Origin of the sequence: Vibrio sp. 5S239, assembly GCF_041439575.1 — a bacterium.
In the GTDB taxonomy this organism is placed as follows: domain Bacteria; phylum Pseudomonadota; class Gammaproteobacteria; order Enterobacterales; family Vibrionaceae; genus Vibrio; species Vibrio kanaloae.
On sequence record NZ_JBGOOM010000025.1, the window covers coordinates 54,880 to 73,163 of the forward strand.

Below are 18,284 nucleotides of genomic sequence, written 5' to 3' on the forward strand. Positions count from 1 at the left end.
AATACCCCGCACAGACGAGGTATTGAGTAGTTTTTGCGTTCGATCGGTGTTGCCGTATCGTGTTACCTTTCTGTCACGATTTCGCGAGAGAAAACTTTTTCACAGTACTTACACCTTAATCGAATATCTTCATTTTTTTCAAAGATCTTAAAGCTGCTTTCAACGGGCTCGTTGTGAGTGATGCAGTTGGTGTTTGGACACTCAAATACGTCGTTGATTTGCTCAGGAAGTTCTAATGGCAGCTTTTTAACGACTGCGTAATCTTCGATTTGGTTAACGGTTGCGTGAGGCGCGTAAAGTGCCAACTTGCTCGCTTGCTCTTCCGTAATAAACACATTTTCAATTTTGAGCAGGTCTTTTCCACCGAGCGCAGAAGATGGCAGGTTTAGGCCAATCGTTACTCGCTGATTTGAGTTATGCATGTCGAACAGTTTTAGCACCTTGATCCCGATGTTGGCTGGGATATGGTCGATAACCGTTCCATTTTTGATTGCTTCAACTTTTAATTGAGTCTCTTTAGACATGATATCTCTCCTCTACAGTGTTTCGTTAAGAACAAGGGCTAGCAGTGCTTCACGTGCGTAAACACCGTTCTCTGCTTGCTGGAAGTAGTACGCGTAAGGTGTTTTATCGACATCGACAGTAATTTCATCAACACGAGGAAGAGGGTGAAGAACCTTTAGGTTATCACGTGCATTTTCCAGCATCGAAGCGGTCAGGATGTACGCTGATTTGATATGCGCATATTCCGATTCATCAAAACGTTCTTTTTGAACTCGAGTCATGTAAAGAACATCAAGTTCAGGAATGACATCTTCCATGTCTGTCAGCAGTTGGTACTTGATGCCTGCTTCATCAAGCTCTTCACAAATGTAGTCAGGCATCGCCAGTGCTTCTGGAGCAACGAAGTAGAAACAGATGTTGTCGAATTTAGCTAGGGCTTGAGTTAAAGAGTGAACCGTACGGCCGTACTTAAGGTCACCAACGAATGCAACGTTCAGGTTGTCGAGGCGGCCTTGAGTTTCGGCGATAGAGAACAGGTCTAATAGCGTTTGTGTCGGGTGTTGATTTGCACCGTCACCTGCGTTAATAACAGGCACACCGTTAGAGAACTCAGAAGCTAGACGCGCTGCGCCTTCTTGAGGGTGGCGCATTACGTAAGCATCAACGTATGAAGAGATAACCTGTACTGAGTCTGCTAGCGTTTCGCCTTTCTTCGCCAGTGAAGTGTTACCACCACTGTCGAAACCAATCACATCACCGCCGATGCGTTGAATAGCCGTTTCAAAAGAGAGACGAGTTCGCGTTGAAGGTTCGAAGAAGCAGCTTGCAACAACTTTGTTCTTGATGAGTTCTGGGTTTGGTTCAGCCTTTAGCCGACCTGCCGTTTGAACAATTAATTCTAGCTCTTCACGAGAAAGCTCTGGAATTGAGATGATGTGCTTTTGATAGAGCGAATTCGCCATGATCTTCTTCCTCATAATAATGTATTAGCCATAAAAAAGCCCCCCATAATGGGAGGCTTTAAAAAAGTGCTGAAAAGCAGAATAGACGACCTGTTAAGCATCTTAGCTTGCGATCAATATTAGGTGTTTTCACAATTTTATTATGTGTTTTCACAATATTAGTTGGCGTCATTTTCACTACTCTCAGACAAATTGCCGAGAATTATACGCTTTCAAATTGTGAGCGCAAGCGATTACATCAAGCTTTTGTTTACTTTCATTCTTCGTTATTGACCTAAGGTTGCCACCATTACGGCCTTGATGGTGTGCATGCGATTCTCTGCTTCATCAAACACAATAGAGTAATCAGATTCAAACACTTCGTCTGTTACTTCCAAACCGTTCATTCCATACTTATCTGCGACTTGTTGGCCGATCACGGTTTCATTGTTGTGGAAAGCTGGCAGGCAATGCATGAACTTCACTTGAGGGTTACCTGTGAGCTTTATGACATCCATATTTACTTGGTAAGGCGTCATTACAGCCACGCGTTCGTCCCAGGCTTCTGGTGCTTCACCCATCGAAACCCAAACATCGGTGTATAGGAAATCACAGCCTTTCACACCTTCAGTTACGTCTTCAGTTAGTGTGATTGTTGCACCAGAGCTTTGTGCAATGGCTTGGCACTTTTCGACAAGTTGTTCTTCTGGCCAAAATGCTTTTGGTGCTACAAGGCGGATATCCATGCCCATTTTAGCTGCACCCACTAATAGAGAGTTCCCCATGTTATTACGTGCATCACCAAGATAAGCAAAGCTGATTTGGTGCAGATGTTTACCACGACCATGCTCAAGCATTGTGAGGAAGTCAGCCAAGATCTGGGTTGGATGAAATTCATCGGTTAGACCATTCCAAACCGGCACACCAGCGTATGCGCCAAGATCTTCGACAATGCTTTGGCCAAAACCACGATATTCAATACCATCGTACATACGACCTAATACACGAGCCGTATCTTTCATTGATTCTTTCTGACCAATCTGAGAACCAGAAGGACCCAAATAAGAGACTTGAGCACCTTGATCAAAGGCGGCGACTTCAAAAGCACATCGAGTTCGAGTTGATGCTTTTTCAAAGAGCAAAGCGATGTTTTTACCGTTAAGCTTTTTTTGCTCTGTACCTGCATACTTAGCTTTTTTTAGGTCAGCAGACAGATCGAGTAAAAACTGAATCTCTTTAGGAGTAAAGTCGAGAAGTTTTAGAAAGTTACGATTGCGAAGATTAAAGGCCATCTCTCGCTCCTTGGGTATATAGAATCAATGAAGAACTCAGTTAAACATAAAAATGCTATATTTGTGAATACTTATTTTATTTTTTTGATAAAAAAGGCCAGTAAAATAATACTGGCCTAGATACACTATTGTTTGAGATTAGCTGAGCTATTTGACTTAGATACCGTCTCTTTCTATAGGACAACTCATACAACGAGCGCCACCACGGCCACGACCGAGTTCGTTGCCCGGAATCGTCAGTACTTCGATTCCTGCTTTGTCGTATTTCTCATTGGTGTAAACATTACGCTCATAACCGATAACCGTACCCGGTTTCACCGTTAGTACGTTGTTAGCGTCATTCCACTGTTCACGCTCAGCTTCGTAGTTGTCACCACCCGTGGTTATGATTTTCAGTTGATCGAGTCCTAATGCACCTTCAATAGCAGAAAGGTAGTTGTCAGCCTTTTCTACACGCATCTCGCCATTTTCTTTTGGCGTTAAGCGCCAGGTGTCCAGGTCTTTGCGAACAATCTCAGGATAAACTGAGAAGGTGTCGATATCCATATGTGTCATTACCGTATCAAGGTGCATACAAGAACGGTGCTTTGGTAAATCAATCGCAATGACTTCTTTCGCTTGACCGGATTTGAATAAACTTGCCGCTAGGTTTTCAACACCTTGTGGCTTAGTACGCTCTGAAATACCGATAAGAACGGCGCCTTTACCAATAACCAGTACATCGCCGCCTTCAATATTGGCGTTGTCGTAATGAAGATCTTCATCACCGAAATACTTAATAAAATCTTGTCCAGCGAATACAGGGTGCCAGCGGTATATTGCTCGCAAGTGATTCGTTTCTCGTTGACGAGCTGGCATCATCATAGGGTTAAGGGAGACGCCTCCGTAAACCCAGCATGAGGTATCGCGGGTAAATAGATGGTTAGGGAGCGGTTCGATAACGAAATCGAGTGGACGATGCATCTTCGGTAGCATCGATGATGATTTGATAGGAAGCTCTGAGTAGGCTAAACCACCAAGTAGGAGCGTGGCTAAGTGCTCATTGTCCATTTGAGCAAGGTACTCTCTTAACTCACGTGCGAATGTAGGGCCGTAACGAAAATCAGAGATTTGAGTATTAAGCAGCCATTCACGAGCTTGAGTCACTGCGAGTGTCTCAACTAATAGGTCATGCAGCAACAGCACTTCAACGTCTTGGTCACGCAGTGTTTCTGCAAAGGCATCATGCTCTTCACCAGCGGCTTCAACGGCAAGTACATCATCAAATAGAAGTTCGTGACAGTTTGAAGGGGTGAGGTGGGTGAGTGCTCTTTCCGGTCTATTTAGGAGAACTCGTCTTAATTGACCGACTTCGGAGCCAACGTACAGCTTACTCATTTTGCATCCTTACTATTAATCCAACTTCTATTTATGACAAGCTTGATCGTAATATGCAAGTTTTGAAGATTGTGTAAAGGCTGTGTTGTTCTGATGTTTTTGGGTTTAAATTCTGAGTTATTTAAGTTTGGTGGTATTAAAATCCAATCGAAAGGCTTAATTCTGGAACAAACTTTTTGCGGTTCTATGCTCAAATTTTAGTTATTCGATGATCCACTATGCTTGGTGAACATGATTTTCCATTCAAAAAATATGCAGTTATTTACTTTTTAATGAGGTTTTATGCATCAGTCAAGAGATCGTCAGTATGCATTTGATATGACTAACCACTCAATTTTTTAAGACTAAGACTAAAAGTAATAATAAAAATGAAATGCTAAAATACACGATGGTTAATAAAATGTTGAAAATTTGTTTATGTGATTTTGATTTAAATTTTGAATCGATATCGCCTTTGCTATCTCGCAATAAACTTACCTTTCTAAGCCTGATCTAGGTGGCTTTTCTAGACGATCCGTGCCATATTTCGTGGCAATCAAATTTGATCTTTTCATAGTCAACACTCTGGAGCAGACACATGTCTCACGAAGATGAATATCTATCAGTAGCGGAATTAATTGAATTTCAAAAGGAAGAGACTCGCGACATCATTACAGCATTAATTGAAGATGGTAGCGATCCTGAAGCTCTATACGATATTGAGCATCACCTATTCGCTGAAGATTTCGACGTACTTGAGAAAGCGGTTGTTGAAGCATTCAAAATGGGCTTTGAAGTGCTTGAAGCTGAAGAGACAGAAGACGAAGATGGTAAGAAGCTACTTTGTTGTGATGCAACGATGCAGTGTACTCTGAATGCAGAAGCGATTGATGAGCAAGTTGAAAAGCTTGTGAATCTTGCTGAAAAGTTTGACATTATCTATGACGGTTGGGGCACTTACTACGAAGGTGCAGATGCTATCTACCCAGAAGAAGATGATGAAGGCGAAGAGTAATTCTTTCCCAATTTTAAAAAATGCCAGCGACTAGCTGGCATTTTTTTGTCCTCAGAAAAATAAATGTCTTTATATGCATTCATTCATTATAATGCGGTCAAAATTGATCTAGCTCAAGGAATGACATGCGGCTACCTCTCGATGGTCTTTGGCAAATTTCGCCACTGACGGATCTCTCAATCCCACAAGATGACATTACCTTTCCTGCTCCGTTAAGCTCTAAACTCCCTGATAACTTGAGTGAAGAAGAAATCGCAGAGCAAGAGTGGCACCTGATGCATGACATCGAAGTGGATGATGCGATGTTGGTGTGCCCATTTGTTGAGCTAGTTGTCGCAGGCGTTGACTACTTTGCAGAAGTACGACTCAATGGCGTTGCCGTGTTTGACTGTGATGGCAGCGAAGCTGAATATCGTAAAGACATCCGCCCTTATATGCAGCTTGGTCGCAATCGTTTTGAGATCCTTTTCCTTGAAGAAGAGGAGAGCCTGTTGCTTGAAGAGGATATAGATGACTCTGTATCTTCAGCAGCCGTTGCTAAATCAGATTCACGTATTGGGATTTGGCACGCACCGTATTTGCAGCTTGTTCGTAATGTGAAGCTTGAACAAGTCGTCACCGAGCAAATCTGGCACCACGGTGGTGGTTGTGAGTTTAAAGTGGATGTTATCTATCAAACGCTAAAGGCGGGGTTAGTATCGGCATCCATCAAGTTTAATGGTATGACACTCGTGATGCCGATTGATGTACGCGCTGAACATACTGGCGTCGTGTTCCAGGTTGAGGCGCCGCTCCTTTTTGATATTGAGAACCCTAACCCTAAGCATTTATATCAATTAGAAGTTGAATTGGATGGACAGAAAGAGAGCTCTTTTGTCGCCTTGAACCCAACTTCTTGCGTCAGTAACTTTCTACGTTAACTCCGTATATTTTAGCGCTACCTTCTTTCGCTATAGCGGCGCATTCTGCTTATAAGGATTTGGCCATGACAACCTCACAAGCGTCGTGGCCTGTCTCTCCCCAAGCTGAGTCAAGGTGCTCAAACCCAAGCTTCTCATAGAGTTTGACCGCAGCACCTAAGCACTCCGTCGTTTCTAAATACATGTGTTGATACCCAAGTTGTTTGGCTTGCTTTAAGCTCAAAGCAACAATTCGCTTGGCTAGTCCATGCCCTCGAGTTTGAGGTAAGAAGTACATCTTTTGTAGCTCACACACATTGGATTTACCAGCTAGAGGGGCAAAGCCACCGCCTCCGACGATCTTTCCGTTGTGTTCGATAACCCAGTACATTGCATTCGCTTGGCTATAGACAGAGTACATATCATCGAGTGTTGGATCGGCCACACCATAGCCTTTATCTTCTGTGAGCCCATGCTCAGCCGAAACTTGGCGAATGATTTCTGCTAATTGTTGGTTGTCTGACTCTGTGAGTGGGCGTAATACAAACTCATCCGCTTGGCATACTTTCGTTAGCCCTTTTAAGTAGCTCTCAAGTCCTTGCTTAAGTCGTTGTTGTTCGTTGTCATTGAGTGTCGAGAGTACTTTTTCAAAGAAGATGCTTTGCTGCTGGTCGAGTTGAGATAACGCATCAACACCTTGAGCTGTCAGAGCGACTAATTGGCTACGCTTGTCTGCTGGATTCTCTAGACTTTCAACTAACCCAAGCTTGATCAGACCTGTGACAGTACGGCTAGCATTAGATTTATCTACGTTGAGTTGCTGCGCCAATTGGTTGATGGTGATTGGCTGCAACTGGATTTCACCAAGAGTATGAGCCTGGACTGGAGTGAGGTCGACATCACCACACTGTTTATCAAGCATGCCAAGTAAACGAACCGTTTGACGAGAATAGTCTCTTAACTGTTGAGAATTCATAACTACCTACCTTTGGATTAAAAAATAAAGTTGCGCATCGCAATTAAATTAATTGCGATACGCAACTTTGTCAATGGTAAGATGAATTTTGTTATTCGAAGCAGGTTACTTTAATCCCTCAGTGAGGCTTAGATTAAGCGTGTTGATGTAAACAAAACTGAGCTTTTACTGTTTGGCTTTCAGCTTTTCGTAACCAGACTTTCTCGTGGAAGTAGTAAGCAACTGTATTTAAAGTTGGCTCTAGCAAGGCCATCACACCACCGATGAAAGCATCTCCAGTCAACAAGTAGACAACGGTAAAGGCAACACTAAAGTGGATGGTAGCAAAGCTTGCTGTTTTTAATTTGGTCATCCACTGACGAGCTTTAAGCACTGGAACTTGAGCCCACGCCTTTTCATGAAAATAGAAGGCAACAGTATTCACAGAGGGCTCAATCATAGCGATCAAGCTACCAATTAAGATGTCGCCTGTTAGTACATAAGCGACACTAAATGCGATAGTAAAATGTAATGCAGCAAAGGTTAGTGTCTTTTTCATGATAATTACTCAGTCGTTGTGTTGTTTTGATAGGTCTATTATTGAGAATTATTATCATTAAGTATAATGGGAAGTAGAGATTAATTTGATAGATGAAACCTATCAATCAGTGAGGCTAGAGTGAGAAGCATTGGAATATTGGAATCAGAGGTATAAAAAAAGGCTGGTCACGAAGACCAACCTTTCTATTTAGAGCGAGAAGTTTGAAGCCTTCTCGGTCACTCGGTTTTAAAGCGCTGCGATAGTCGTTTTTTGCTCTTCAAGCTTAACAAGAGTCTCTTGGTAGCCTTCTAGCTTTTCACGCTCTTTCGCGATAACCGCTTCTGGTGCTTTAGCAACGAAACCTTCGTTACCTAGCTTACCTTCGATACGCTTAATCTCACCGTGAGTCTTAGCCACTTCTTTATCTAGACGAGCAAGCTCTGCATCTTTGTCGATAAGACCCGCCATTGGGATCATCAGCTCAGATTTGCCAACCAGTTTAGTTGCACAAGCCGGAGTCTCTTCGCCGTCTGCTAGAACTTTAATGTCGTCTAGTTTAGCTAGAGAGTTCAGAACGATCTTGTTCGCTTCGATACGAGCAGCATCCTTCTCATCAGCCACTTTGATCATTACTTCTAAGCCTTGGCTTGGTGCAATGTCGTATTCCGCACGTAGGTTACGGATAGCGGTGATGAAAGTCTTAACCCATTCGATGTCGTCAACGATCTCAGCATTGAAGTTAGCTTCATTAAACTGAGGAAGCGCTTGAGTCATGATGGTTCTTTCTTCTGCATCAGGGCCTTCAACGCCGTCGATCAGCGGAATAACGCTCTGCCAGATAGATTCAGTGATGTAAGGAAGAACAGGGTGAGCAAGACGTAGAGTCTTCTCTAGAACCGTGATAAGCGTGTAACGAGTCGCTTGTTGTTGAGCTTCAGTACCTTTCCAAAGAACAGGTTTAGTGAGCTCTAGGTACCAGTCACAGAATTGGTTCCAGATGAATTCGTAAAGCGTGTTTGCTGCCATGTCTAGACGGTAGTTGTCTAGGTGAGCGTTAAACTCTTTTGCTGCAACTTCAAACTGAGATTCAATCCACTTATCCGCTAGAGAGAATTCCATGTTTGCACGGTCTTCTACAGACAGTGACATGCCACAGTCGTGCTCTTCTGTGTTCATAAGTACGTAACGGCTTGCGTTCCATAGCTTGTTACAGAAGTTACGGTAACCTTCAAGACGCTTCATGTCCCAGTTAATGTCACGGCCAGTTGAAGCCATAGCAGCAAGAGTGAAACGCAGTGCGTCAGTACCGTAGGGTTCGATACCGTTTTCGAATGTTTTACGTGTGTTCTTTTCGATCTTAGCAGCCAGTTTAGGTTGCATCATGTTGCCACAACGCTTCTCTACTAGCTCTTCAAGGCCGATGCCGTCAATCATGTCGATTGGGTCAAGTACGTTACCTTTCGACTTAGACATCTTGTCGCCGTTTTCATCACGGATAAGACCTGTCATGTAAACGGTTTTGAAAGGTACTTGAGCTTTGCCATCTTCGTCTTTCACGAAGTGCATGGTCATCATGATCATACGAGCAACCCAGAAGAAGATAATATCAAAACCAGATACTAGTACTTCAGATGGGTGGAATGTTTTCAGTGCTTCAGTATCTTCAGGCCAGCCTTGTGTGCCGAACGTCCAAAGCGCAGAAGAGAACCAAGTATCTAGTACGTCGTCGTCTTGCTTAAGCACAACAACAGGCGCTAGGTTGTTCTTTTCACGAACTTCTTCTTCAGTGCGACCTACGTAAACTTTACCATCGTTGTCGTACCATGCTGGGATACGGTGGCCCCACCAAAGTTGACGAGAGATACACCAGTCTTGCACGTCACGCATCCACGCAAAGTACATGTTTTCGTATTGTTTAGGTACGAATTGGATTTGGCCATCTTCAACCGCTTTAACAGCAGGCTCTGCAAGAGGTGCTGTGCGCACGTACCATTGATCAGTCAGCATCGGTTCGATAACCACACCACCACGGTCACCGTAAGGGACGGTAAGGTCGTGATCTTTGATCTCTTCAAGCAGACCAAGCTCATCGAATTCAGCAACAATAGCTTTACGAGCAGCAAAGCGCTCCATGCCTTGGTATTTAGCAGGGATGTCTGTTGAGTAAACATCGCTTTCTTCGCCGTTGGTTGTGAATACTTCAGCAGCATCACGGATATCAGCATTGAACGTTAGGATGTTGATCATTGGTAGGTTGTTGCGCTTACCAACTTCGTAATCGTTAAAGTCGTGAGCAGGTGTGATCTTCACACAACCAGTACCTTTTTCCATGTCTGCGTGCTCATCGCCTACGATAGGGATAAGACGGTTTACAACAGGAAGTAGAATTTCTTTACCGATAAGATCTTTGTAACGTGGATCTTCTGGGTTTACCGCTACGCCAGTATCACCAAGCATGGTTTCTGGACGAGTAGTCGCAACAACAATGTAGTCTTTGCCATCAGCTGTTTTAACACCGTTCGCTAGCGGGTAGCGGAAGTGCCACATGAAACCTTTTTTGTCTTTGTTTTCAACTTCAAGATCAGAAATAGCAGTGTGCAGTTTAGGATCCCAGTTTACTAGACGCTTACCACGGTAGATTAGGTCTTCTTCGTATAGACGAACGAACACTTCTTGAGTTGCAGCCGATAGGCCGTCATCCATAGTGAATCGCTCACGATCCCAGTCTACAGATGCACCAAGACGACGAAGTTGTTGAGTGATCGTGCCACCTGATTCGCCTTTCCATTCCCAGATCTTGTCGATGAAAGCTTCACGGCCGTAGTCGTGTTTTGTTTTGCCTTCTTCAGCAGCAATCTTACGCTCAACAACCATTTGAGTTGCGATACCAGCGTGGTCAGTACCGACTTGCCAAAGCGTGTTTTTGCCTTTCATACGTTGAGCACGGATAAGCGTATCCATGATCGTATCTTGGAACGCGTGACCCATGTGTAGGCTGCCAGTGACGTTCGGTGGCGGGATCATGATGCTGTAAGCTTCTTTTGATGTGTCACCGTGTGGCTTAAAGTAGCCTTTCTCTTCCCAAGTCTGATACAGAGCTTGTTCGATTGATGTTGGGTTGTATGTCTTTTCCATAGTGCTCTTAAACGGATACTGTGAATGGTTAATCGTGGTCAAACTTCATAAGTGAAGCTTCTTGAATCTAAATCCAAAGATAGCTTTAACTATGAGGTTTGACTATGGATGTTGAATCTCGATAGTTTGTAGCTGATATCCAGCCTGACGGTAAATTTTATACCTTTCTCGAGCGAGTTGCTTAGCTTTTTCTTCGCAAGGAACGAAGTCTATCACCTGAGCAAAGGCGTTCGCAAAGGTTGTATGATTATCGGCCAGATTAATTACCAGCTGACGATTCCAATTGTGTTTTACACCTTGGTAGCCGATTTCAATGTTGGTTGAATATTTCGGACCTTCGCCAACTAAGTTATGTGCAATAAATTCACTGGGTTCGACTTGCCAGAAAATCTCTGCGATACGCTCGGCATGTTCTTTGTCATTACAGTTGAGATAAAGTTTAGCGCCTTGTTTCGCAAAGTGCTGAGCAAGAAACAGCACATAGTGAGCAAAACCTTCTTCACTGGCTTGCGGGCTATCTGATGACACTATGTAAAACGTAGCTGTCTGCATGCTTAATACTCGAACTGGAAATCGTGGCTATTCATCTTACTTGCTTAATCGAGTCTGACAAATAGCGCTTATTAAAAAAGGGCCCGTAGGCCCTTTTCATTATTTTGAAGATTGCTCTTCAGTCTCATGGCCGCTGCGGTTCAATAAGAATTGGACTAGCATTGAGACAGGACGACCTGTCGAGCCTTTCGCTGCACCAGATTTCCAAGCTGTACCTGCGATATCCAGGTGAGCCCAGTGGTACTTCTTAGTGAACTTAGACAGGAAGCAACCAGCAGTGATAGTACCGCCAGGACGGCCGCCGATGTTCGCCATATCTGCGAACGGGCTGTTTAGCTGTTCATGGTACTCGTCTGCCATTGGTAGACGCCATGCACGGTCACTTGCTTGCTCAGAAGCATTCACAAGTTCGTGAGACAGTGGATTGTGGTTTGATAGAACGCCACTGATGTGGTGACCCAGAGCAATAACACACGCGCCTGTTAGCGTTGCAACGTCAACCACACATTCTGGTTCGAAGCGCTCAACATAAGTCAGTGCATCACAAAGAACCAAACGACCTTCAGCATCAGTATTTAGAACTTCAACTGTTTGTCCTGACATCGTCGTTAGGATGTCACCTGGGCGGTAAGCATTGCTACCAGGCATGTTTTCACAACCCGCTAGAATACCGACAACGTTGATTGGCAAGTTAAGTTTCGCCAATGCTTTCATTGTACCGAATACAGACGCTGCACCACACATGTCGTATTTCATCTCATCCATGCCTTCGCCAGGTTTAAGTGAGATACCGCCTGAATCGAACGTAAGGCCTTTACCAACAAGTACAATCGGCTTTGCATCTGAATCAGGTGCGCCTTTGTATTCCATGATAGACATCATAGATTCGTTCTTAGAGCCACGACCTACCGCTAGGTAAGAAGTCATGCCCAGTTTTTCCATCTCTTCTTCACCGATGATCTTAGTCGTTACGGTTTCGAAGTCGTCAGCTAGGCGACGAGCTTGAGAGGCTAGGTATGCTGGGTTAGCTATGTTTGGTGGCATGTTGCCAAGGTCTTTAGATGCTTTCACACCAGAAGCAATAGCAAGACCGTGAGAGATCGCTTTTTCACCAAGGCTTAGCTCGCGACGTGTTGGTACGTTGAACACCAATTTACGTAGTGGACGACGAGTCTCTGGCTTGTTGCTCTTGAATTGGTCGAATGTGTAAAGACCATCTTTAGTCGCTTCTACCGCTTGGCGAACTTTCCAATAAGTGTCACGGCCTTTAACGTGAAGTTCTGTAAGGAAACATACTGCTTCCATAGAACCTGTTTCGTTTAGTGTGCTGATGGTTTTTTGGATAATTTCTTTGTATTGACGCTCGCCTAGCTCACGTTCTTTACCACAGCCTACTAATAGAACACGTTCTGAAAGTACACCAGGTACTTGATGCAGTAGTAGCATCTGGCCAGGTTTACCCTCTAGGTCACCGCGACGAAGCAGTGAACTAATATAGCCATCGCTAATCTTATCTAATTGCTCGGCTACTGGAGAAAGGCGGCGCGGTTCGAATACACCTACAACGATACATGCGCTGCGCTGTTTCTCTGGGCTGCCACTTTTTACACTGAACTCCATGCGTACTCCTACATCCTGAAGACAAATCAAACTAAATGTTAGATAATGGGTTCTTACTTGTTGGATCCTATAATGGAACTAACCTTAAAGAAGAACACTGACACTTAGCTAAAAATTGAAAAAAATAAAAGGTTCAACGGGAAATTATAGTGATTCAATCAAAAAAACAAGTTTTGTATAGGTAATTTGAGTGTGATTATTGTTAGATATTTGATCCGCGAGACAATCAAGAGCCAATTTGCGATCTTTTTTGTTCTCTTTCTCGTGTTTCTCAGCCAAAAATTCATCAGTGTTTTGGCAGACGCCTCTGATGGTGATATTCCTGCGAGCCTCATATTGTCGATCGTTGGCCTAAATATGCCAGCGATGGGCTTACTGATGCTTCCACTCAGTATCTATATTGGTATTTTACTTACTTTTGGTCGTCTTTACGCTGAAAGTGAAATAGTAGTAATGAACGCCACGGGTATTGGTAATAAATTTCTTATCCAATCTGCGCTTTATTTAGCTTTGATTACTGCATCTGTTGCCGCTTTTAACTCATTTTGGCTATCTCCGTGGTCACAAGATAAAGTTGAACAAATGTATGAAGAAGTGGCTGCAGAGAACAGTGTTGATTTGCTGCCAAAAGGTAAGTTTGAAGGCACGCCAGATGGTTCTTCTGTCGTTTTTATTGATGATATCGACGGTAATAAGTTAAAAAATGTGTTTGTTGCTCAAATGCGACCACGTGATTCGGTATTGCCTAGCGTGATGTTCTCTAAGTCAGGTGATGTAAAAGAGCTCAGCGATGGTCGCCAAGTCATTGTTATGTACGATGGCACTCGACATGAAGGTGTTCCAACACGTCTTGACTATATGGTGACACACTTTGAGGAGTACGAGGGCCTAATAGGCCAACGTGAAGTCGAGAAAAAAGGTCGAGATTGGGAAGCCATTCCTACGCTTGAACTGATTGGTAATCCAGAAAACAGTGCGAAAGCAGAATTACAATGGCGAATTTCATTGGTGCTTTGTATTCCATTGTTGACCATGCTTGTTGTGCCACTGTCTGCTGTGAACCCTCGACAAGGTCGTTTCGCTAAAATTGGCCCAGCCATTCTAATTTACCTAACCTATTTCTTAGCAATTAGTGCAACCAAATCTTCGATTGAAGAGGGGAGTATTCCTGCGGTAATCGGCATGTGGCCAATCAATGCGTTATTGTTATTTGTCGCGATTGGTGCAAACTTTATGGATAGCGTGCCAGTAAGGCGTTTGAAAGAAAAATTCAAGAATAAGAGGTTGGCTTAAGCCGTGTTTAAGATTCTCGATTTATATATAGGCAGAACCATCATCGCAACGACGTCGCTGGTATTGGTGACGTTTGTTGGTCTCTCTGGGATTATCAAGTATGTAGAGCAGCTGAGAAAGGTTGGTCGTGGTACCTATGATTTATTACAAGCGCTGTATTTCGTTTTATTGAGTGTCCCTCGTGATATCGAAATGTTCTTTCCAATGGCGGCCTTACTTGGTGCATTGATCGGATTGGGTATGCTTGCTGCAAGTTCTGAATTAGTGGTGATGCAGGCTGCGGGTTTCTCTAAGTTAGATATTGGTTTATCAGTACTCAAGACCGCTATTCCACTAATGGTTGTCGTGACTCTTCTTGGTCAATGGGGGGCGCCTCAAGCACAAAAAATGGCTCGCGACTTAAGAACTATCTCGATTGCTGGTGGTAATATTATTTCCACTCAAAGCGGGGTATGGGCGCGTGATGCCAATGACTTTATATTTGTTGTCAAAATTGACGATGAAAAGCTATATGGTTTGAACATGTGGCGCTTTGATGAAAACAAAGCACTTAAGACGGCGATATATTCTGAAGAGGTCGATTACGTTGGAGACAACGTTTGGACAATGAACGATGTCGAGATCACATCTTTCGAAAACGAACTTCAAATTACCAAAGAAAGCCTCCCTACATATTCATGGAAGACATCTCTTGCCCCAGATAAACTTGCGATTGTTACGGTTAAGCCTGAAGAGCTATCTTTAAGTGGATTGTATGATTATGTATCTTATCTGAAGGCGTCAGAGCAAGATGCGTCACGCTATGAACTGGCGTTATGGCGAAAGATAACTCAGCCTATTTCGATAGCGGTCATGATGTTGATGGCATTGTCGTTTATCTTTGGCCCTCTACGTAGTGTGACCATGGGGGCTAGGATTCTTTCTGGTGTTATCGCTGGTTTTACTTTCTATATATCCAGTGAGTTTTTTGGTCCTGTGAGTTTGGTTTATCAAATTCCCCCTGCTTTTGGTGCGCTAGCCCCGAGTGTAGTATTCCTCGGAATAGCAGTCATGCTCTTGAGGCGGAAACTGTAAATAGAAAAAAGGAAGGTATAACGCCTTCCTTTTTTGATCTTGATTAGAGCTAACTTAAATCACGCTATCGTGCTTGTGGTAACACAACGACTTCGGTCTTTGCCCAGATATCGTGAAAGCCACGCTTTTGTGGATCGAATGGAACACATAGGTTTGCCAATCCAAATCCCGAAGTACCTAAACGAATCAGCGCCTGAGTTACTGTAATAGCTGAACCGTCTTTGTTTTGAACGCGTAGCTTCCAGGCTCTCATTCCCAGAGTTTGTCCTGCTCTTGTCCAGAAGAACACAAAGAAGTAAACCCAAACGACCACTAAGTAAAAAGTATACGCTGGGCTCCAAATCGGATGGTTGGTTAAGAAGTCACTAACATCGGCATATCCGCTGTGGTTAAAAATGCCGAGAGCCATGAGCGCGTGCAGCAGAGCGACAATGACGCCAGCCGCCAACATTTCAATAGCGATTACGATCAGAGCGTCGTAGAACAAGGCACCAAATCGGCGCATGACTCCTGCTGGTGGCAGAGTGTTTGTTGATGTCATGTGTTATTACTTCTTTAAAAATTGAGGCGTCAGAATATAGTTTAAGGCTTAGCCTGAAAAGAGATATGACGCACAGCTTATGACTTAGTGGCGAAATTATCGGCAAACACACATAAATTCAAGTTTTTATACTTGCCACATCAGTTCGCATACGTATAATGCCAAACATCGAAAGGGCAATGCCCCAAGATAATGCCGGTATGGTGAAATTGGTATACACGACGGATTCAAAATCCGTTGCCTTCGGGCGTGGCGGTTCAAGTCCGCCTACCGGTACCATATTTAAATGACAAAGCCTCGACTCAAGTCGGGGCTTTGTTGTTTCTGGAATATAGGAAGTGTTGCCTTCGCGGTGGCGGCAGGGCAGGAACGCTTCTTAATCAGTCAGATCTTTATGCTTCATCCCTAAATCTCACCGTTTCCTTTCGTAATTCAAGTTCCTAGTGAATTAATCATCTTAAATCATGATGTTACCTGTCATTCTCTTTTCTATTGTCTATGTTTAAAGGACTAACAGAGGAGAGAGATATGCTGACAGTAACCCCTTACTTGTTTTTTGATGGTCGTTGTAATGAAGCGTTGGATTTTTATCACAAGTGCTTTGGTGGTGTGGTTTTATCTAAGCAGCTTTTTAGTGATGCACCACAGGTAATAGAGGGAGCTCAACCTGATTGGGTTATGCATGCTGAGTTCGAAGCGTTTGGTATGAAGCTGATGATGTCTGATGGTGTTAAGGCAAAAGAACTTGAAGGCAACAATCTCGCTCTCTCTCTTGTGACTGAAGATACCGCGACTCAAGAACAAATCTTTGAAAAGCTCAAGAAGGGAGGGCGGATAATGACTCCACTCGCAGATACTTTTTGGGGGGCTCGATTTGGCAAAGTAGAAGATAAATTCGGTATACGCTGGATGGTGCACTGTGACTCTTTAAGTTGAACCTGTGAAATTGGATAGTGAAATTGCTGCTTGGTTTTATTAGAATTATAAATAGAGATTAATCATCAATATTATATAAAAATGGGCAGCATAAAGATTACCGTAGACCGCATTCAGCCCGGTCTGCATATACGACTCCCCGTAAAATGGAATGAACACCCATTTTTATTCAACAGCTTTAAAATCAAAGATGAAGCTCAAGTAAAAGTCATTCGACATCTTGGGATTAAGCACGTCTATATAAATCTGAGTCAAAGTGATACCTCACCTTTACCTGTTAATCACTTAGGTGAAAAAGAAGCCGATATTGATTCACAGGTAAGTCTTGAAACGGAAAGAATGTGGAAAGATAAGCATGAGCGTATCGAAATCCTTAGCTCTTACCGCCGTAGGGTGAGTCATTGCGAGAGAGAGTTTGAACGTTCGCTTGCTCGAATGCGCTCTGTGATGGCTAAGATCCGTAACAGACCTTTAGATGCGGTGGGGGAGGTAAAGGCTCTTGTTGACGATATCGTTGAAACTCTAGTGAGCGATGATAACGTCACCTTGCATCTTATGAATGCTAAAGCGGATTTCGAAGACATTTACTTTCATACTCTAAATGTTTCGGTTGTTGCACTGATGATAGGTAAGGCCAAAGGCTATAACACACAGCAATTGAAAGACCTCTCATTCGCAGCGTTGTTTCACGATGTAGGTAAAATCAAAATACCAGTCGCGATACTAAGAAAGCAGAGTGCCCTTACAGTCCCTGAAGAGAACTACCTGAAGCTTCACACCAAATACGGTGCGGACATCGTTGCGGGAATTGATGACTTTCCGGAAAATGCTAAAAAGGTGATCGCTCAACATCATGAGATGAATGATGGCTCTGGTTACCCAGAGGGCTTAAAAGAACATGAGATTGATGAGTTTGCCAAGATAGTCGCAGTGGCTAATGCATTCGATAACCTTTGCCATGGTAAAACTAAATCTCAACAAATGATCCCGTATTTGGCTCTGTCCCATCTATATAAGAGCTGCAAACATCTATATAGCCAAGATAACTTGGGGCTGTTGGTTAAGTTCATGGGGGTCTACCCACCAGGAACCGTCGTACAACTTTCAAATGACTCAATTGGGATTGTGATATCCGTTAACGCTAAACATATGCTTTATCCAAATGTACTTATCTATGATCCTAGCGTGCCAAGAACCCAAGCCCCGATCATTGACCTTTTTATTAAAGAGATCAAAATCGTTAATGCCGTTCATCCAAGCAAGTTACCTGAACAAGTTCGAGAATATCTAAGCCCTAGGGCTCGTTTATCTTACTTTTTTGATAGAGGAGAGTAGTTATCCACAGGTCGTTGTGGGTAATCTGTTCGGAACTTGGGGTGAAAGTGGTATAAACAAGCTCTTGGTTGAAATGTCTTCGCTTAACCTCTTTTTTCAATAAAAAACACATTTATTGCTTGCCAATATGAGCGGCATCTCTATAATGCCGCCTCACTGACACGGTAGACGCCACAAGGCTTCAACGAAGAATGTTAGTAAGGCAACTAGCTTTAAGTGATAATTCGCTCCTACTTTTAGAAAGTAGAAATTAATTTTTAAAAGTGTTTGACACTGAGAATTAAATCGCTAGAAT

At 43.4% G+C, this 18,284-nt stretch carries 16 protein-coding genes and 1 tRNA gene; 7 read left to right on the top strand and 10 right to left on the bottom strand.

What is annotated here, in order from left to right; genetic code table 11:
* Positions 1–62 precede the first annotated feature (62 nt).
* The 4 genes from pyrI to arcA all read right to left on the bottom strand — a co-directional run bounded on the left by pyrI (position 63) and on the right by arcA (position 4,114).
* Complete coding sequence (gene pyrI / locus ACED48_RS17030; RefSeq protein WP_017055312.1) at positions 63–524, bottom strand: aspartate carbamoyltransferase regulatory subunit; 462 nt, start codon at positions 522–524, stop codon at positions 63–65.
* Positions 525–536: 12 nt separating this feature from the next.
* Positions 537–1,466: an aspartate carbamoyltransferase gene (gene pyrB, locus ACED48_RS17035; protein WP_017055311.1), complete on the bottom strand. Its 930-nt coding sequence runs from the start codon at positions 1,464–1,466 to the stop codon at positions 537–539.
* A 266-nt stretch (positions 1,467–1,732) separates the two neighbouring features.
* Complete coding sequence (locus ACED48_RS17040; RefSeq protein ID WP_017055310.1) at positions 1,733–2,737, bottom strand: ornithine carbamoyltransferase; 1,005 nt, start codon at positions 2,735–2,737, stop codon at positions 1,733–1,735.
* A 156-nt stretch (positions 2,738–2,893) separates the two neighbouring features.
* Positions 2,894–4,114 (bottom strand): arginine deiminase, encoded by a 1,221-nt coding sequence (gene arcA / locus ACED48_RS17045; RefSeq protein WP_017055309.1) that lies wholly within the window; start codon positions 4,112–4,114, stop codon positions 2,894–2,896.
* 577 nt (positions 4,115–4,691) lie between these two features.
* Between arcA and rraB the strand changes: the two genes are divergently transcribed.
* Positions 4,692–5,108 carry a ribonuclease E inhibitor RraB gene (gene rraB / locus ACED48_RS17050; protein ID WP_017055307.1) on the top strand — a complete coding sequence of 139 codons (417 nt, stop codon included), beginning with the start codon at positions 4,692–4,694 and terminating at the stop codon, positions 5,106–5,108.
* A gap of 125 nt (positions 5,109–5,233) precedes the next feature.
* Entirely contained in the window at positions 5,234–6,028 is a 795-nt protein-coding gene (locus ACED48_RS17055; protein WP_017055306.1) for a beta-galactosidase, read from the top strand.
* A gap of 49 nt (positions 6,029–6,077) precedes the next feature.
* Here ACED48_RS17055 and ACED48_RS17060 read toward each other — a convergent pair whose 3' ends face one another.
* The 5 genes from ACED48_RS17060 to pepA all read right to left on the bottom strand — a co-directional run bounded on the left by ACED48_RS17060 (position 6,078) and on the right by pepA (position 12,810).
* Entirely contained in the window at positions 6,078–6,983 is a 906-nt protein-coding gene (locus ACED48_RS17060; protein WP_017055305.1) for a bifunctional helix-turn-helix transcriptional regulator/GNAT family N-acetyltransferase, read from the bottom strand.
* Between the two features lie 133 nt (positions 6,984–7,116).
* The gene (locus tag ACED48_RS17065; protein ID WP_017055304.1) at positions 7,117–7,521 is read right to left on the bottom strand and encodes a DUF2061 domain-containing protein; all 405 of its coding nucleotides are present in this window, start codon (positions 7,519–7,521) and stop codon (positions 7,117–7,119) included.
* A gap of 228 nt (positions 7,522–7,749) precedes the next feature.
* Positions 7,750–10,638, bottom strand: a complete 2,889-nt coding sequence (locus tag ACED48_RS17070) for a valine--tRNA ligase (protein WP_017055303.1) — start codon at positions 10,636–10,638, stop codon at positions 7,750–7,752.
* A gap of 102 nt (positions 10,639–10,740) precedes the next feature.
* Positions 10,741–11,190 carry a DNA polymerase III subunit chi gene (locus tag ACED48_RS17075; protein WP_017055302.1) on the bottom strand — a complete coding sequence of 150 codons (450 nt, stop codon included), beginning with the start codon at positions 11,188–11,190 and terminating at the stop codon, positions 10,741–10,743.
* A 99-nt stretch (positions 11,191–11,289) separates the two neighbouring features.
* Positions 11,290–12,810 carry a leucyl aminopeptidase gene (gene pepA, locus ACED48_RS17080; RefSeq protein ID WP_017055301.1) on the bottom strand — a complete coding sequence of 507 codons (1,521 nt, stop codon included), beginning with the start codon at positions 12,808–12,810 and terminating at the stop codon, positions 11,290–11,292.
* A gap of 192 nt (positions 12,811–13,002) precedes the next feature.
* Here pepA and lptF point away from each other — a divergent pair, with 192 nt between their 5' ends.
* Together lptF and lptG are read left to right on the top strand one after the other, a co-directional pair.
* Positions 13,003–14,103 carry an LPS export ABC transporter permease LptF gene (gene lptF, locus ACED48_RS17085; RefSeq protein ID WP_017055300.1) on the top strand — a complete coding sequence of 367 codons (1,101 nt, stop codon included), beginning with the start codon at positions 13,003–13,005 and terminating at the stop codon, positions 14,101–14,103.
* Positions 14,104–14,106: 3 nt separating this feature from the next.
* The gene (gene lptG / locus ACED48_RS17090) at positions 14,107–15,177 is read left to right on the top strand and encodes an LPS export ABC transporter permease LptG (RefSeq protein ID WP_017055299.1); all 1,071 of its coding nucleotides are present in this window, start codon (positions 14,107–14,109) and stop codon (positions 15,175–15,177) included.
* Between the two features lie 64 nt (positions 15,178–15,241).
* Here lptG and ACED48_RS17095 read toward each other — a convergent pair whose 3' ends face one another.
* The gene (locus ACED48_RS17095; RefSeq protein ID WP_017055298.1) at positions 15,242–15,718 is read right to left on the bottom strand and encodes an RDD family protein; all 477 of its coding nucleotides are present in this window, start codon (positions 15,716–15,718) and stop codon (positions 15,242–15,244) included.
* 194 nt (positions 15,719–15,912) lie between these two features.
* On the opposite strand from ACED48_RS17095, the gene ACED48_RS17100 reads away from it, so the two are divergent.
* The 3 genes from ACED48_RS17100 (at position 15,913) to ACED48_RS17110 (ending at position 17,989) form a co-directional block, all read left to right on the top strand.
* Positions 15,913–15,997, top strand: a tRNA-Leu gene (locus tag ACED48_RS17100).
* 249 nt (positions 15,998–16,246) lie between these two features.
* Complete coding sequence (locus ACED48_RS17105; RefSeq protein WP_017055297.1) at positions 16,247–16,654, top strand: VOC family protein; 408 nt, start codon at positions 16,247–16,249, stop codon at positions 16,652–16,654.
* An 81-nt stretch (positions 16,655–16,735) separates the two neighbouring features.
* A complete protein-coding gene (locus tag ACED48_RS17110) occupies positions 16,736–17,989 on the top strand; it encodes an HD-GYP domain-containing protein (protein WP_017055296.1) in 1,254 nt (417 codons plus the stop codon).
* Positions 17,990–18,284 lie beyond the last annotated feature (295 nt).

What these genes read in the sequence shown, in the direction of transcription:
- pepA (WP_017055301.1), bottom strand. Translation starts at nt 12,810, where the DNA reads ATGGAGTTCAGTGTAAAAAGTGGCAGCCCAGAGAAACAGCGCAGCGCA.
- ACED48_RS17040 (WP_017055310.1), bottom strand. Translation starts at nt 2,737, where the DNA reads ATGGCCTTTAATCTTCGCAATCGTAACTTTCTAAAACTTCTCGACTTT.
- ACED48_RS17065 (WP_017055304.1), bottom strand. Translation starts at nt 7,521, where the DNA reads ATGAAAAAGACACTAACCTTTGCTGCATTACATTTTACTATCGCATTT.
- arcA (WP_017055309.1), bottom strand. Translation starts at nt 4,114, where the DNA reads ATGAGTAAGCTGTACGTTGGCTCCGAAGTCGGTCAATTAAGACGAGTT.
- ACED48_RS17095 (WP_017055298.1), bottom strand. Translation starts at nt 15,718, where the DNA reads ATGACATCAACAAACACTCTGCCACCAGCAGGAGTCATGCGCCGATTT.
- pyrB (WP_017055311.1), bottom strand. Translation starts at nt 1,466, where the DNA reads ATGGCGAATTCGCTCTATCAAAAGCACATCATCTCAATTCCAGAGCTT.
- ACED48_RS17110 (WP_017055296.1), top strand. Translation starts at nt 16,736, where the DNA reads ATGGGCAGCATAAAGATTACCGTAGACCGCATTCAGCCCGGTCTGCAT.
- rraB (WP_017055307.1), top strand. Translation starts at nt 4,692, where the DNA reads ATGTCTCACGAAGATGAATATCTATCAGTAGCGGAATTAATTGAATTT.
- ACED48_RS17075 (WP_017055302.1), bottom strand. Translation starts at nt 11,190, where the DNA reads ATGCAGACAGCTACGTTTTACATAGTGTCATCAGATAGCCCGCAAGCC.
- ACED48_RS17070 (WP_017055303.1), bottom strand. Translation starts at nt 10,638, where the DNA reads ATGGAAAAGACATACAACCCAACATCAATCGAACAAGCTCTGTATCAG.
- pyrI (WP_017055312.1), bottom strand. Translation starts at nt 524, where the DNA reads ATGTCTAAAGAGACTCAATTAAAAGTTGAAGCAATCAAAAATGGAACG.
- ACED48_RS17105 (WP_017055297.1), top strand. Translation starts at nt 16,247, where the DNA reads ATGCTGACAGTAACCCCTTACTTGTTTTTTGATGGTCGTTGTAATGAA.
- ACED48_RS17060 (WP_017055305.1), bottom strand. Translation starts at nt 6,983, where the DNA reads ATGAATTCTCAACAGTTAAGAGACTATTCTCGTCAAACGGTTCGTTTA.
- ACED48_RS17055 (WP_017055306.1), top strand. Translation starts at nt 5,234, where the DNA reads ATGCGGCTACCTCTCGATGGTCTTTGGCAAATTTCGCCACTGACGGAT.